The organism is Lacticigenium naphthae DSM 19658, from assembly GCF_000425865.1.
In the GTDB taxonomy this organism is placed as follows: domain Bacteria; phylum Bacillota; class Bacilli; order Lactobacillales; family Carnobacteriaceae_A; genus Lacticigenium; species Lacticigenium naphthae.
Genome location: NZ_AUEG01000004.1, coordinates 20,756 through 34,510 on the forward strand (window position 1 = coordinate 20,756; position 13,755 = coordinate 34,510).

Genomic DNA, 13,755 nt, shown 5'->3' on the forward strand with positions numbered 1-13,755 from the left:
GCTGGAGCGGATACTCGAAAGATAGTCGTAGACTATCGAAGAGTATTCGTGAAGTGGATGTCGGGTCTGTTTTTTGGAGCACGTTTTAGAAAGTAAAGTTTAGGAAATGATTAGAGGCTGGGTCTTTTGTTCGATCCTTTTTCTGTTCGTTTTTTGGAGGATCATCGTGGGTACAAATATAGTTAGGGGGACTGTTTTTAATAAATAAAAAACAGACAATTTTCAGCTATTATACTGAAAATTGTCTGTTTTGGGTTGATTAGTGTACTAAACACTGAATACCATTTTTTTCCATGACAGTTTGGTAATCAAGTAAATCTTCGGAATGGAGTTGTGGAATATCTTCCATTTCATAATCACGGTCTAAGTACGTATATTTTTTTTCGCCGAATTGATGAAAAGGTAATAATTCGATTTTTTCGACTCCATATTCATTGAATAGATCTGCAAATTTCACTGCATCTTCTAGGGTATCATTAAAGTTAGGAATGATAGGGATACGCACTATCAAATGGGGATGCTTAGCTAGAGCTAATGCTAAATTTTTTAAGATCAACTCATTTCTGACCCCGGTTCCGTCAAAATGTTTGATGGAATCATAATGTTTAATATCCATGTACACTAGGTCTACATTTTCTAAAAACTCTTCAAATTTCGAGCTTTTCACGTAACCAGTTGTTTCACAAGCCGTGTGAATATTTTTTTCCCGAAGTCTTTTTAATAAATCAATGGCAAAATCTGCTTGATAGAGAACTTCTCCTCCGGATAGGGTGACTCCACCGTTTGATTCTTGATAAAAAACTTCATCTTTTAAAATATCTTCCATAATTTCATCTGCGGTTCGATAATTCCCCACAGTAGTATGGGTTTTTTTCTGATTGTCCCACATCTTTTCAGGTTTGCTATCCTGGGATTCAGGATTTGCACACCAGTAGCACTTCAATGGACAGCCCTTAAAAAAGACAACCGTTCGGATGCCTGGTCCATCATGGATACTATATTTTTGAATATTGAATATGCTTGCAGTATTCGTCATTTCTTCCGCCTCCTCTACTTGTCTTTATATTACCACGTATACTATCTTTCGTAAATGAAATAATTACGTTCGTAAATATTCTAACTAGAACTTTTTTCAAACCAATCAATTTTCACCTGATAGTGGGGGTGTTCAGCGAGGGGAAGCTGAGATTGGAAAGGTTGGTTTAAAGATGAAAAGGGAGAATTTTTTATCTTTTTTGCACAAATGTGCAGATGTGTTTTTGTTAATGAACATTTGTTGTTGTGTGCGACCGTTCATGGTATTATTCTTACGAAAGAAAGAAAAGATTAAGGAGTGGTAGACATGACTGAAGAAAAAAGGAGAATGCTAGCCAAAATTGCCTATCTTTACTATATAGAAAACAAAAGTCAAAATGAGATTTCTAAAGAACTCAATATTTATCGGACAACAATCAGTCGCATGCTCAAACTTGCGAAGAAAAAAGGGATTATCGAAATCCAGATCAAGGACTATACAGCCGAACTTTTTTCTTTAGAAGAATATTTCAAAGAAAAATATCAGTTGAAAGATGTCTTGATCGTATCTGCTTCTAGGAACAATGCAGATATTTTTTACAAAGAAGCGGCATTTTATCTTAAGCGAGTGATTGGTCAGAAGGATAACGTAGGCGTATCTTGGGGAGCTACTTTAGGAGAAGTGTTTGGTTATATCCAAGACAAAAGAGAGACACAAGCGACTTTCGTACCGTTAGCTGGGGCGCCGAGTCATAGCAAATCGAATTTTCATGTAAATACGTTGGTATATGAATTAGCAAGAAAATTTAAAGGAGAAAGTATTTTTATTAATGCCAGTGTGATCCAAGAGAGAAAAGAGCTGACACAAGCTATTATGAATGCAAAGTATTTTCGAGAGCTAAAAGAATACTGGAGCAAACTGGACATAGCAATCATGGGCATTGGTGGGAAATTGACTGGGACAGAAAGTCAATGGCGAGATTTACTGACCACACAAGATTTGAAAGAATTGAAATTAAGAGAAGCCGCTGGAGATATTTGTTGCCGCTTTTATGATGCATACGGAAAAATTCTCAAGAGCGACTTGGACTCACGTACTATCAGTATCTCTCTAGAACATTTGCAGCGTATACCCACGCGGATCGGAATCGCTAAATCAACTGCTAAAACAAGAGCTATCTTGCCTACTTTACAAAAAGGATTTGTTAATGTTTTAATAACGGATGTTGAGACCGCTTTAGATATTCTAAGAGTAGATCAAGACCCGTTTTACGAAAAAATAAAAGAAAAAATGGAGGAAATATAATGGAATTTTTACTTGATACAGCTAATTTGGAAGAAATCAACTATTTTAAAGAGGTTTTACCGTTGTCCGGAATCACCTCGAATCCTTCTATAATAAAAAAAGAAGGGAAAGTAGACTTTTTTGTTCATATGAACAAAATACGTGAACTAATTGGGATCGACCGCTCTCTACATATTCAAGTCGTCTCTCAGAATTACGAAGGCATGATGAAGGATGCAGAAACAATTTTAAAGCAAGTGGATGAACAGGTATTTATTAAAGTGCCCGTCACAGAAGAAGGATTAAAAGCCATTCAAGCCTTAAAAAGACAAGGGAAAAATGTCACTGCAACAGCTATTTATACAAAAATACAAGCATACTATGCTATCGCAGCTAAAGTCGACTATCTTGCTCCTTACTATAATCGTATGGAAAATCTGAATATCGATCCAAATGAGGCAATACAAGAAATGAGAAATGAGATCCAGCGTACAGGGAGCACCTCAAAAATCCTTGCTGCAAGTTTCAAAAATGTTGGCCAAGTCACGAAAGCACTAGAAGCTGGAGCACATGCCGCTACTTTTAGTGCAGAGGTTGCGAAACAATCATTAGATATGCCATCTATTTCATTAGCAGTCGCTAATTTTACTGCGGATTGGGAAGCTGTTTATGGAGAAGACATGACGATCACAGATCTTTTTAAATCAGTAAATTAATCAACTGAAAAAACACCGGTAAGCAAAATTTGTTTTTGCTTACCGGTGTTTTTTGCATGAATACTTTACAAAGCTGGGTCATGTCTAGATTCTTGGTGAACAGGGTCTTCTGTCATAGTTGGTGGGCGACGTGAGAGTATCAACGCACCCAATCCGGTTAGGATTACGATCAGTCCAATGATCCAGTCTAGGATATTGATGAGTGAAAGCAATTCTAAAATGATCAGACCGACCAGTACAAGGAATACTTCTTTGTCAAAATTCTCTTTGCCGAATAGTCGAAAAATGGAAGCCCCGATATACAGAGCCACAATGATCTTCGAAATATAGAGAGCGATCCCATAGAGCATCATTAATAGTATACTCATGGGTACCCCGATCAGAGTAATCAACAAGAGCACGATAATAAAGGGGGTGGCAAGAAGTGCTACTGCCCCTATCCCTATGGTTTTGAGTGGTTGAGTGCCGATCGGTCTGACTGTGTCTTTCCAAAAATGAGGACTGAACAACTTGATCAAGAACCAGACCAAGAGAGCGCTGAGAACGCTCCACACAGCAGCCAGCAAAATGAATTCCCATCTTTCTGCTCGATTATAAGTCCATTCCCTGTCCCAGGAATCTCTCTGGGAAAAAATGGTCTCTCCAGCCACTGTTGCGCTGGGAGATAGTGAAGCTTCGTTGGGACTTTCATATCGGAGATCCCCTTCAATGGAAGCGGAATCTTCTAAAGTCAACTCTTCACTATTCAGATTTGCGTTTCCACCGATTTCACCATTCAAAGTGAGCGATTGCCCGGCTGCAAACAGATGGCGCGGAACGGATCCTTCAAACAGTGCATTCATTCCAGCCACAAACAAATCTCTTCCGACTTGAGCATCTTGTTCGATGGTGACAGTTTCTCCAGCAAAGAAAGCATCGCCATCATTTTGTCCGCTCAGTTGAATCAGCTGACCAGCTCCATAGATATTGCCGTTGATATCACCTGTGATTTGAACCGTGCTCCCCAAGACGAACAAGGAGCCGTTAATATCTCCATTCACCCGTATGAGGTCTCCGGAAACAAAGGTCGTTCCGTCGACCGTTCCATTGATTTCAACCAGGTCACCCGCAAAAAATCCAGGTCCGTCTACTGTTGAACCCCGATCTAATGTCTGCATCGTTTGACGGTCAAAGTTAAACCGGTTAGAATATGCCGAAACACTTCCGGCTATGGAGAACAGTCCAATAAGAAATACGATCAGGACAGAAAGACGCAATCGTTTAGAGCCTTTCTTTTTTCCTTTCATCTTTGTTAGCCTCCTCGGTAACTAGTCCATAAGCATCAACAATTCGGATTTGTATAGAAAGCCACCTCCCAACTGTAATGAACGTGAGCAAATAAGCCGGTTTCAATTGAATTTAGTAAATAGGAAAGGATCATTCGTCTGTAAAAGGGGGAAAGGGAATGTTTTTAAAAAAAGAGGGGGGTGTGGGGTGATTTTTCATCTTCATTTTATCATGAAAGAATGAAAGAGCGTAATCAAAACAACTGATCACAAAGAGAAATAGAAACCTAACTATCTTATTAAACCAGTTGGAAAAGGGGAAGAAGGCAGTCGCTCGTTCGTCAACTACTTTCATGCTTACTGGTCAATACTGAAAGGACGAGCATAAAAAAGACACTGGATCACATTCCCGTCAGAGCGACGCGCGTGATTCAGTGCATGTGTTTTAACGGTAGGTCCCAATTCGGCTCTTCAATCAACAGTATAGCTGAGTCACATGAATCTTAAAAGACCAACATGTCGTTCTCATCATAATTAAATTCGGGGCCCCAGGCCACTTCAAAAACATAGCCATCGGGGTCACTGAAATAGGCGTGATATCCACCCCAGAAAACATCCACCGGTGCCTTTAGAAGAGTTGCGCCCGACTGGATCGCTAAATCAACGAGTTCCTTTACGTGCTCTTTTTTTCGTACATTGATTGCAAGCGTCATTCCGCTAAAGCCTTGAGTAACTGCTGGTGGGGCAGTCGCATCGATATCTTTTCTGAGCTGATCCAGTGGAAACAATTCAAACTTCGTTCCCGTCGTGTTAAAGAAGATCACTGCTGGGGAATCACTCGTTTCTTCCGTTTGAAAACCTAAGCTATCACGGTAAAAGCGAATGGATGTTGCCATATCTCTAACACCTAAACAAATGAGGTTGATCCGGTTGACAGATTCCATATTGTTCACGCTCCTTATAATTGATCACTACACAAAGCTATTGTCGTTTACATCCGCATTACGGGTTCTTTTTCAGCGACTTTAGTTTACCAAATCAGGCTATGCAAGTGAAATTTTTGCTCCTATTGAATAGCAGTATTTCAGAAGGGCATCCTCGCCACTAGTATAGAAAGGCAAATTCGATTCTGCCTTTGTGCTTGTTCTCACAGTGTAGTAGAATAGAATAAACTATACATTAAAGGAGATCACCGATGGACTATCCCTTATTAAAAAATCAATTACCAGAATCGATCAAGTCAGTTTGGAAAAAAACCAGTTTGATTACTTTTATTATTTTTATGTTGGCTGGAATAGGTGTGATTGGTGGACTTACATATTTTGACGTGGTAAATGACATGTGGAAGCTGATAGGCGGTGGGTACTTCGCTTTGATAGTTCTTTTCTATCTATTGAATTTCTTCTTGATCCGTTACCGCTACGAGTATTTTCGTTACGAAATAACTTCTACAGAAGTTGTTTTTCAACAAGGGTTTATTTTCCGCTCGATAACGTACGTCCCTTTTTCCCGCATTCAACATATCGAAACGGAACAAGGTCCGTTTCTAAGACGAGAGAAATTGATGGAGTTAGTGATCCACACGGCCGCTACCAATCATCATATTGCCGGACTGGCCATGGATGAAGCACAACTATTGCGCCAGAATTTATTGGTGAAAGTAGAGGAGACTGGTGCCAATGAATACGGAGCGTAAAAAATTCCATCCAGCTGTCATTTTCGTCCATTTCATTCGAGAAATACGGAGTTGGCTGTTTCTGATTTTTATTTTATTTATTGATACTGACGGGAGCGGATTGTTTGCTAGTCTAGGGTTAGTCGCGCTTTTTCTGTTTGTTTTCGCCAAAAGTTTGATCAAGTATTTCTCGCAAACTTATCAGGTGACGGCCGATAAGATCGTTGTCTATCGCGGGATTTTCAATAAAAGAGAAACCGATATCGTCTACGATCGCATCCAAACCATCAAACAACGGCAATGGTTTTTCTTTAAACCATTTAACATCATCGAAATCTTGATCGAAACCGCCAGTAGTTCACCTGGAGAAGCTGAAGCTTCATTGACGGCAGTCGATCAATCATTAATCGAAACGATTGAACAATTCAGAAATCAGACGACTACCAGCTATGAAAATGCGGACCGGCCTTCTGATCATAGCCAGACCAGGTTTCATTTGACCAACAGAGAAATCGGCTTGTATGCTTTGACGGATGTGACGGCTATTTTTGTACTGGTCACGCTGTTTACTTTTGCGTTGGAATGGTTGCCAGATAGCATTTTTGCTCAAATCGACTCGGTCCTAGCGTATTTTCAAGGGATGATGCTCCTGATCTTGCTGGCTGTCGGGGTCGCTGCTATCGGGGCTTTGTCGGTGCTGAAAAACTTTGTGTTGTTTTACAATTTCCAAGCGTCACAAGAAGAGGAAACAATCACTCTAGAATACGGATTGTTTGAACGAAAAACTCAAAAGATCCCATTGAATAAAATCCAGGGGATCCGCATTCGCAAACAAGTCATCCGAAATATATTCCACCGATCATCTGTGGAACTGTTGATCATGGGCGGGCAGGAAAAAGAAGACGGAGGAATGAACATCCGGAAAGTATTTTTATTCCCGCTGATTCACAATGACAGTGTATATACTCAATTGAACAACTTTCTGCCGACAATCCCCATCCAAGAACCACGCATCCAAGCGGTGTCAAAAGGCAACAGCTGGTATTTCTGGCGTTGGACACTGCTCAGCGGCATCCCGTTGGTCGTTGGGTCCTTTTTCTGGGAGAAATGGGTAGCGGCCGGGCTCGTCTTTGTGCTTTTCATCGCTATTGGAGTCGGATGGAAGATGAGTCGCGCGCAAGGGTTCAGCATAAATGAGAATATTCTCTGTCTGCAACAATTCCAGGGACTTTCAACCGTTCAATTGTTTATCGCCCAGAAGAATATTCAATCGTTTACGCAGTCGACTACGTTCTGGCTCGTGAAAAAAGGTCTCGGACATATGACCATTTCATTTAAAGAAGGCGAGCTGCCCGCGGAATTCAAACTCCGCTTTATTTCACAAAACGATTCTGCACACATCTATGAAAAATTCTGGAAACAGACACGGTCAACAGACTAGATACAAGACAAGGTGTTTTCACTCTCCTGGACGACAACGAGAGTGAAGAGGCTGTTCAATACATCCGGAATGGGTACACTGATAGTTACTTACAACAGTAAGATTTACTTTGAGTTGTACCATTTTTTATAGGTAAGAATAAAGGCTCCTTTGCGGTTAAAAGATCCTACCGACTGATTTCAGCGTGCAGATACTTAAAGGGAGCGAATGTTTTCAAATTGGGTTGGCTACTTTCTTTCTGCCGGATCCAAAAACAGAAGAGCGCAGCTTGGTAGAGTTTTAAAAAAACAAGCGTATATCCGCACACAAAATTCGCTAGGAGGAATGAGAAATGAAATTATTAATTCGTGCAGACGATTTGGGGTATTCTGAAGGGATCAATTATGGCATCGAAAAAGCAGTGAAGGAAGGCATCGTTGCTAACGTGGGCATTATGGTCAATATGCCTGCAGTGGCGCATGGGATAAAGTTATTGAAAAATGAACCCATCTGTTTTGGGTGTCATGTGACGATCTGTGCCGGGAAACCAGTGACGGATCCCACTAAGATACCAAGCTTGACAACGGATAAAGGAGAATTTAAAGCATCCAAGGTGTACCGGGGATCTGCTGATGATTTCGTCGTTTTTGAAGAAGCATTAATAGAAGTGGAAGCTCAATTTGACCGCTTTGTAGAATTAATGGGGAGAAAACCTGATTATATGGATGTTCATGCACTAGGCAATCCGACTCTCTTAAAAGCAATCAAACAGATAGCTGATAAATATGGAGTGACGTATTCCGGATTTCCTATCGGTCACTATCCTTTAAAAGTGAACGGAACAAATGTCTACATGTCTATGGATAGCAGTAAACCAGATTATGATCCCTATAGAAGCTTAAAGGAAATAGTGGAACAGCCTCATGAAGACGGAGTAGATATGCTGATCCTTCACCCAGGGTATTTGGATGCACCTATTTTGAAAGGATCCAGCCTCACCACTTCACGTCCACAAGAAGTCGAGCTGGCCATCGATCCGGTAGTGAAAGAGTGGTTTAGAGAGTACGATGTGGAATTGATCGACTATCGGGATCTTTAACTGAACGCAAAAAAGAGTGCATGGGCAGAGTTCATTTTGAGGAAAGGGGAATGTGACCATGGAATTATTGCAAATAGAAAATTTTTTAAATCTGAGAGGGTTAGTGTTAGTCCTATTGGCAATAATTTTTTTACTTTCAGTGCTCCTAATGATCAGCGGAGTGAAAATAAAAAATGAAAGAGTAAAAGGAGTCAGTATTTTTTTCGGAGGGGTTCTGGGTCTCACAGCGATCCTATTGTTTATTTTCACTTTCATATTTGGCTTCAACTCATGACGACTGGTTTCTTAAACTGAGCAGGTCTGAAAAGGATCAGTACATATTCTATTGAACTTGAGAAGTTTAGACCGTTTAATTGAAAACTCCTGCAGTTCCGGTGGGAATCTGCAGGAGTTTATTCAAAACAGAAACGGACTTCTATAGATAACTAGTAAGCGTAAAAAGTATTCAGGGGGATCACGAAAACTTCTTATGCTATGGGCACATGTGCAATCTTTTTTGAAGATGAAATTTTTCGTAGGCGAAAAATGACCGCTTGATTAGAGAAAGAATGGGGAATTCAACTATAATAGGAACCACGACCAATGATATGCATGTGATAGTTGTTTTTCAACACATCTCTTATTCTCGATTTAGAATAACTCCCCCCACACCACTCATAGATAAACTGTTTCGTAAGGATAAGCTCTGGAAACAAGAGACGAAATTCTTTTATACTTCGATGAATGGCCTCAGCAGTTTTTTCTTGGTGCCCACATTCAGAGCATAGACAAAATTGTCGTGAACCACTGTGTTGAAATGAGAAGCATTTAGGACACAAGATCCCTTTCTGCAGCTGATCGAAGGTATACTCCGGTAGATTAGGCGGACGAAAATTGTGGTCATGTAGTCTGAGCAGTTTATCAGCTATCTTTTTGATTTGGTCAGTAACTGATGGTGTTTTTTTTACCAAATCATGAAAATGATTTGGTAGTTGTCCGAGAAAGAGAACCGACTGATTTAATGGCAACGAGTAAATATAAAAATCAGTGTTGATATAAACCACATAGGAAGTAATTTCGGTCTGGTGACCGAAATTCAACAGCAGGTTATATAAATAAGCTCTTTTCCGGTTGGCTTGAGCTAATGGATCCTGCAATGCGTGACCCGATTCTGAAAACAGTGAACCGTTTCTATGATGATACGTACCGGTATAGTTCTTCACTTCATATAGATAAATATGGTCAGCTGTAATAAGCAGGGAATCTATTTGATACTGTGTATCTCGGGTACTGATCAGCAGGTCATTTATAATTAGACCAGGTAGTTGAGCCTCTTTCATATAGTCGTCGAATACTTGCTCACCAGCAAAACCCTTGACCTGATTCTTATACTGATTTTTTTCATTAAATGAAAGGTTCATACGGTAATTCAACGATTCCAGCAACAGGTAACTTATCGATTTCGTTCGTTCTTTTAGTATCATTCAGATATATACTCCTTCTTTGTTGTTTCTACATACTTTATATACGAAAAACGAGAGAAGTTTTACTGAATTTGAGGAAAACTTCTTTCGATTCCGGAGAAACGAAAGAAGTTTGCAGGAAAAATCAAGAAACTTCTTTAGATACCTGTGTGATCGAAAGAAGTTTCAGCGCTTATAAGCAAAACTTCTTTCGTTAAACCAACTGGACTCATAAAAATCAGTTTATTTTGTCAGAACACTGACAAAATTTCCGACTTTATCTACAAAAATACTACAATCTGCTTTGTTAAACGAAAAACGAGAGAAGTTTTGGTGAATTTGAGGAAAACTTCTTTCGATTCCGGAGAAACGAAAGAAGTTTGCAGGAAAAATCAAGAAACTTCTTTAGATACCTGTGTGATCGAAAGAAGTTTCAGCGCTTATAAGCAAAACTTCTTTCGTTAAACCAACTGGACTCATAAAAATCAGTTTATTTTGTCAGAACACTGACAAAATTTCCGACTTTATCTACAAAAATACTACAATCTGCTTTGTTAAACGAAAAACGAGAGAAGTTTTGGTGAATTTGAGGAAAACTTCTTTCGATTCCGGAGAAACGAAAGAAGTTCGCAGGAAAAATCAAGAAACTTCTTTAGATACCTGTGTGATCGAAAGAAGTTTCAGCACTTATAAGCAAAACTTCTTTCGTTAAACCAACTGGGCTGATAAAAATCGGTTTATTTTGTCAGAACACTGACAAAATTTCCGACTTTGATTCTCATTGCTGCGATTTTTCATTATACTGGATAGAGAAAACTTTTTTAGACAGGGGAGGGAACGGACTAATGGGTTCTGCTGATGAAGATTACATACAGGGACAAATTGCTAAACAGTACAGAAATCCGAAAGCATCTTCCGTCAAAGTTTCGTTGGAGTATGAACCGTTTGCTGTAGAGGAAGATTTAATGAGTGAAGTGGTATCCAGCGATATTGAAAAGCTACAAAAAATGGTGCGAGACGGCCAAGTGTCTTATGCTGATATCGTCATGTGTTTCTGGAACCAGATTTTAAAAGACAAGGGATACAATGCCGTAATTTCTTTAGATGAAACAGTGATCGAAGAGGCTGAATCATTGGCCTATGCTGATACACATGATTTACTGTACGGGATGCCAGTCTTAGTCAAAGATAATATTGCAACAAAAAACTTGCCGACGACGGCAGGTGCTGCTGTATTAAAAGATTTTCAACCGAAGCAAGATGCAGAAATCATTAAACGATTGAAAGAAAAAGGGGCATTGATCTTAGGGAAAACCAATTTATCTGAGTGGGCGAACTTTATGTCGACAGACAGTTCGAACGGGTATTCTGCTATTGGAAGCCAGACAAAAAATGCACACGGTGAATTTGATGTCGGTGGGTCGAGTGCAGGCAGTTCGGTCGCTGCAGCGTTCGGTTTTGCACCAGTGACGATCGGATCGGAAACATCCGGCTCCATTATTTATCCTGCCAGTCAAAACGGTGTCGTGGGGCTAAAACCAACGCTGGGGATAGTGTCGCAGGACGGCATCATTCCCATCTCGAAAACACACGATACGGCTGGACCGATTGCGCGAACGGTCAAAGATACGTATGTGCTCTTTAAAGCGATGGCAGATGTGAAAGAGTCAGCCAAATGGGACAAAACAAGTTTGTCCGGGATCAAAGTGGGAATACTGACCAATCAGGCAGTCCAAGACGTGTACCGCGCTGAAGACGGGGAGATAGTGTCGCGTGCAGAAGAAGAATTGAGAAATGCGGGAGCCATATGTACGCACATTTCAGTGGATGCTGCAGCCTTTACTGTGGATTACCTCAGTATCTTGAAGCATGAGTTTCATTCGGGTATCCAGTCTTATTTCCGATCATACGGAAAAAACGGGTTGACGCTGGACAACATTTTTGCATTCAATGAACAAAAGAAGGCCGACTTTGCCCCTTACAATCAGGAATTGATTCGTCAGTCGCTAGAAGAACAGTATCCAAAAAAAGCCATAATAGAAGCCAGTAAATGGAATCAGGCGACAGCACGCAAAGCGCTAGATCAGGCATTTGAAACGGTAGATGTACTGGTCACTCTCAGTAACTATGCAACGGTCCTTTACGCGGCCGCCGGTTATCCGGCAGTGACCATTCCCGGTCAGAAAAGAGCTTCAGGAGAGCCGGTAGGCGTTACCTTTATCGGAAAAAATATGCAGGACGTCCAGCTGTTTGAGTGGGCCTATGCTTATGAGAATCAGGTAAAAGAGCAGTCAAAACACAAAGGGTAGAATATTGTGTACAGTATAAAAATAGGAAGACTCTTTAAAACCGGCAGTCCGTGCAAATGTAACAATAGGTGAGTGATTCATTTTATTTCTACCTTCTCCAAATGAATAGTGCCTAGGCGATGCTGATTTTTGCTGAATGTGCATTGATCAACTGCTATTGCAACTGCAGGTTGACGAAAAGCAAACGTGAGTGGGTAGTGTTTCAACTGGGCGTACCCTATCATTTTAAGTGAGGTGAGGAAAAATGGAGTTTTCTGAAAAATTGAGATCGTTGCGCAAAGAAAAAGGCTTATCCCAGGAGAAACTGGCAGAACGGTTGACTGTAACGCGGCAATCCGTTTCGAAATGGGAATCGGGCCAGGCATTCCCTGAAATTGAAAAGCTGATCAAAATAAGTGACCTGTTTGGAGTTTCTCTGGATGAGTTGATAAAGGATAGAAAGACACGTGCTGATCCAATCGAGATAGAAGAAATAGAGGAAGATGACGAAGAGATGGATGAGTATCTCATTGTTGGAGGCTTCATTATCGGGATAGGCATCGGACTGCTGACAGGTAACTTCCTGTTAGGTTCAGTCGGTGGGTTTATAGGGTTGGGATTGCCTTACGTCATAAAAGGTGTAAAGGGCAGAAGCAAAACTTAAAAATTACCAGGAAGAGGCTGAGAAAATGGGGATCATCTATAAAAAATGTCTCAAATGCGGTTCTTTAGATACGATCGATATTTTATATGGGCATCCTACTGCGAATGCAATGAAAAAGGCTGAAGAGGGGAAAATAAAACTCGGCGGAGGTCTAAAAACAGATGGAGACCCGCAATACTTATGTAACGAGTGTGGTCATGAATGGGATCGCCAAACAGCTGTTGATCAAGCTTACGCTGATATAAAGGGAATGAAAGCAGAAATCTGAGGGTTTCACAGTGGCTTTATTGTTGTAGAACTAGATTTTTACAGTCGGGAAATGAAGTGGTCACATAGCCTAGCTGTTGAACAGCCGGGCAAAAAATCCTACCTTCTTCTGAAATAGAAGCGTTTAGACAAAAGCTAAAAGAGATGAATTTACTGAACTGGAAAGCAGAGTATAGTGATCCATATATCTTAGACGGTACACAGTGGAGCATAGATATCCTAAGAAAAACGACCACTCTCCACAAATATGGGAGCAACAGATTTCCGGTTGAATGGGATGCATTCGGCCAGGCTATTCAAGCTATCAGTGGACAGGATTTTGACTAAGAAAAAAAGGGAGTTTTCAAAGTGTCACAAAAAAATGATGACCAGTCTTCTAAAAATCATTATTTAAGTTATGGAATAAGTTTTGGAATGCTTGCTGGAAGTATGATAGGAATGCTTATAGGTAGTTTGTTTAACAGTGGTGGCATCGGATTGGCTTTTGGAATCAGTATGGGATCAGGATTTGGGATGCTGATAGGAATTGTAATCGGTTCTTTGATGGATCTACCTAAAGAAGATGAATAGGTCCGAATGCTGAGAAATTCAGGAAAACACATGAGAATATTAAAAAGAAC

At 40.4% G+C, this 13,755-nt stretch carries 14 protein-coding genes; 10 read left to right on the top strand and 4 right to left on the bottom strand.

What is annotated here, in order from left to right:
• Nucleotides 1–259: 259 nt before the first annotated feature.
• Nucleotides 260–1,036 carry a glycyl-radical enzyme activating protein gene (locus H626_RS0105115; protein WP_027108386.1) on the bottom strand — a complete coding sequence of 259 codons (777 nt, stop codon included), beginning with the start codon at nt 1,034–1,036 and terminating at the stop codon, nt 260–262.
• A gap of 306 nt (nt 1,037–1,342) precedes the next feature.
• Between H626_RS0105115 and H626_RS0105120 the strand changes: the two genes are divergently transcribed.
• Together H626_RS0105120 and H626_RS0105125 are read left to right on the top strand one after the other, a co-directional pair.
• A complete protein-coding gene (locus H626_RS0105120) occupies nt 1,343–2,320 on the top strand; it encodes a sugar-binding transcriptional regulator (protein WP_027108387.1) in 978 nt (325 codons plus the stop codon).
• Nucleotides 2,320–3,015 carry a fructose-6-phosphate aldolase gene (locus H626_RS0105125; RefSeq protein ID WP_027108388.1) on the top strand — a complete coding sequence of 232 codons (696 nt, stop codon included), beginning with the start codon at nt 2,320–2,322 and terminating at the stop codon, nt 3,013–3,015. Before H626_RS0105120 ends, H626_RS0105125 begins: the two co-directional genes overlap by 1 nt.
• 65 nt (nt 3,016–3,080) lie before the next feature.
• Here the strand turns inward: H626_RS0105125 and H626_RS0105130 are convergent, their stop codons facing one another.
• Nucleotides 3,081–4,301: a DUF8173 domain-containing protein gene (locus tag H626_RS0105130; RefSeq protein ID WP_027108389.1), complete on the bottom strand. Its 1,221-nt coding sequence runs from the start codon at nt 4,299–4,301 to the stop codon at nt 3,081–3,083.
• Between the two features lie 482 nt (nt 4,302–4,783).
• Nucleotides 4,784–5,224, bottom strand: coding sequence for a VOC family protein (locus tag H626_RS0105135; protein WP_035618697.1), 441 nt, complete (start codon nt 5,222–5,224; stop codon nt 4,784–4,786).
• 251 nt (nt 5,225–5,475) lie between these two features.
• Between H626_RS0105135 and H626_RS0105140 the strand changes: the two genes are divergently transcribed.
• From H626_RS0105140 to H626_RS0105150, 3 genes are all read left to right on the top strand, one after another.
• Nucleotides 5,476–5,976: a PH domain-containing protein gene (locus tag H626_RS0105140; protein WP_027108391.1), complete on the top strand. Its 501-nt coding sequence runs from the start codon at nt 5,476–5,478 to the stop codon at nt 5,974–5,976.
• Nucleotides 5,960–7,396 (top strand): PH domain-containing protein, encoded by a 1,437-nt coding sequence (locus H626_RS0105145; RefSeq protein WP_027108392.1) that lies wholly within the window; start codon nt 5,960–5,962, stop codon nt 7,394–7,396. The genes H626_RS0105140 and H626_RS0105145 overlap by 17 nt, the downstream gene beginning before the upstream one ends.
• Before the next feature lie 331 nt (nt 7,397–7,727).
• Complete coding sequence (locus tag H626_RS0105150) at nt 7,728–8,474, top strand: ChbG/HpnK family deacetylase (RefSeq protein WP_027108393.1); 747 nt, start codon at nt 7,728–7,730, stop codon at nt 8,472–8,474.
• Between the two features lie 557 nt (nt 8,475–9,031).
• On the opposite strand, the gene H626_RS0105160 is transcribed toward H626_RS0105150, so the two are convergent.
• Nucleotides 9,032–9,937 carry a nuclease-related domain-containing protein gene (locus H626_RS0105160; protein ID WP_027108395.1) on the bottom strand — a complete coding sequence of 302 codons (906 nt, stop codon included), beginning with the start codon at nt 9,935–9,937 and terminating at the stop codon, nt 9,032–9,034.
• Between the two features lie 824 nt (nt 9,938–10,761).
• On the opposite strand from H626_RS0105160, the gene H626_RS0105170 reads away from it, so the two are divergent.
• The 5 genes from H626_RS0105170 (at nt 10,762) to H626_RS0105195 (ending at nt 13,705) form a co-directional block, all read left to right on the top strand.
• A complete protein-coding gene (locus H626_RS0105170; protein ID WP_027108396.1) occupies nt 10,762–12,225 on the top strand; it encodes an amidase family protein in 1,464 nt (487 codons plus the stop codon).
• Between the two features lie 244 nt (nt 12,226–12,469).
• Nucleotides 12,470–12,868 carry a helix-turn-helix domain-containing protein gene (locus tag H626_RS0105175; RefSeq protein WP_027108397.1) on the top strand — a complete coding sequence of 133 codons (399 nt, stop codon included), beginning with the start codon at nt 12,470–12,472 and terminating at the stop codon, nt 12,866–12,868.
• Nucleotides 12,869–12,893: 25 nt separating this feature from the next.
• Nucleotides 12,894–13,136, top strand: coding sequence for a hypothetical protein (locus tag H626_RS10710; protein WP_051237844.1), 243 nt, complete (start codon nt 12,894–12,896; stop codon nt 13,134–13,136).
• Between the two features lie 143 nt (nt 13,137–13,279).
• Entirely contained in the window at nt 13,280–13,462 is a 183-nt protein-coding gene (locus tag H626_RS10715; RefSeq protein ID WP_035618700.1) for a hypothetical protein, read from the top strand.
• Nucleotides 13,463–13,483: 21 nt separating this feature from the next.
• Nucleotides 13,484–13,705 (top strand): hypothetical protein, encoded by a 222-nt coding sequence (locus H626_RS0105195; protein ID WP_027108398.1) that lies wholly within the window; start codon nt 13,484–13,486, stop codon nt 13,703–13,705.
• Nucleotides 13,706–13,755 lie beyond the last annotated feature (50 nt).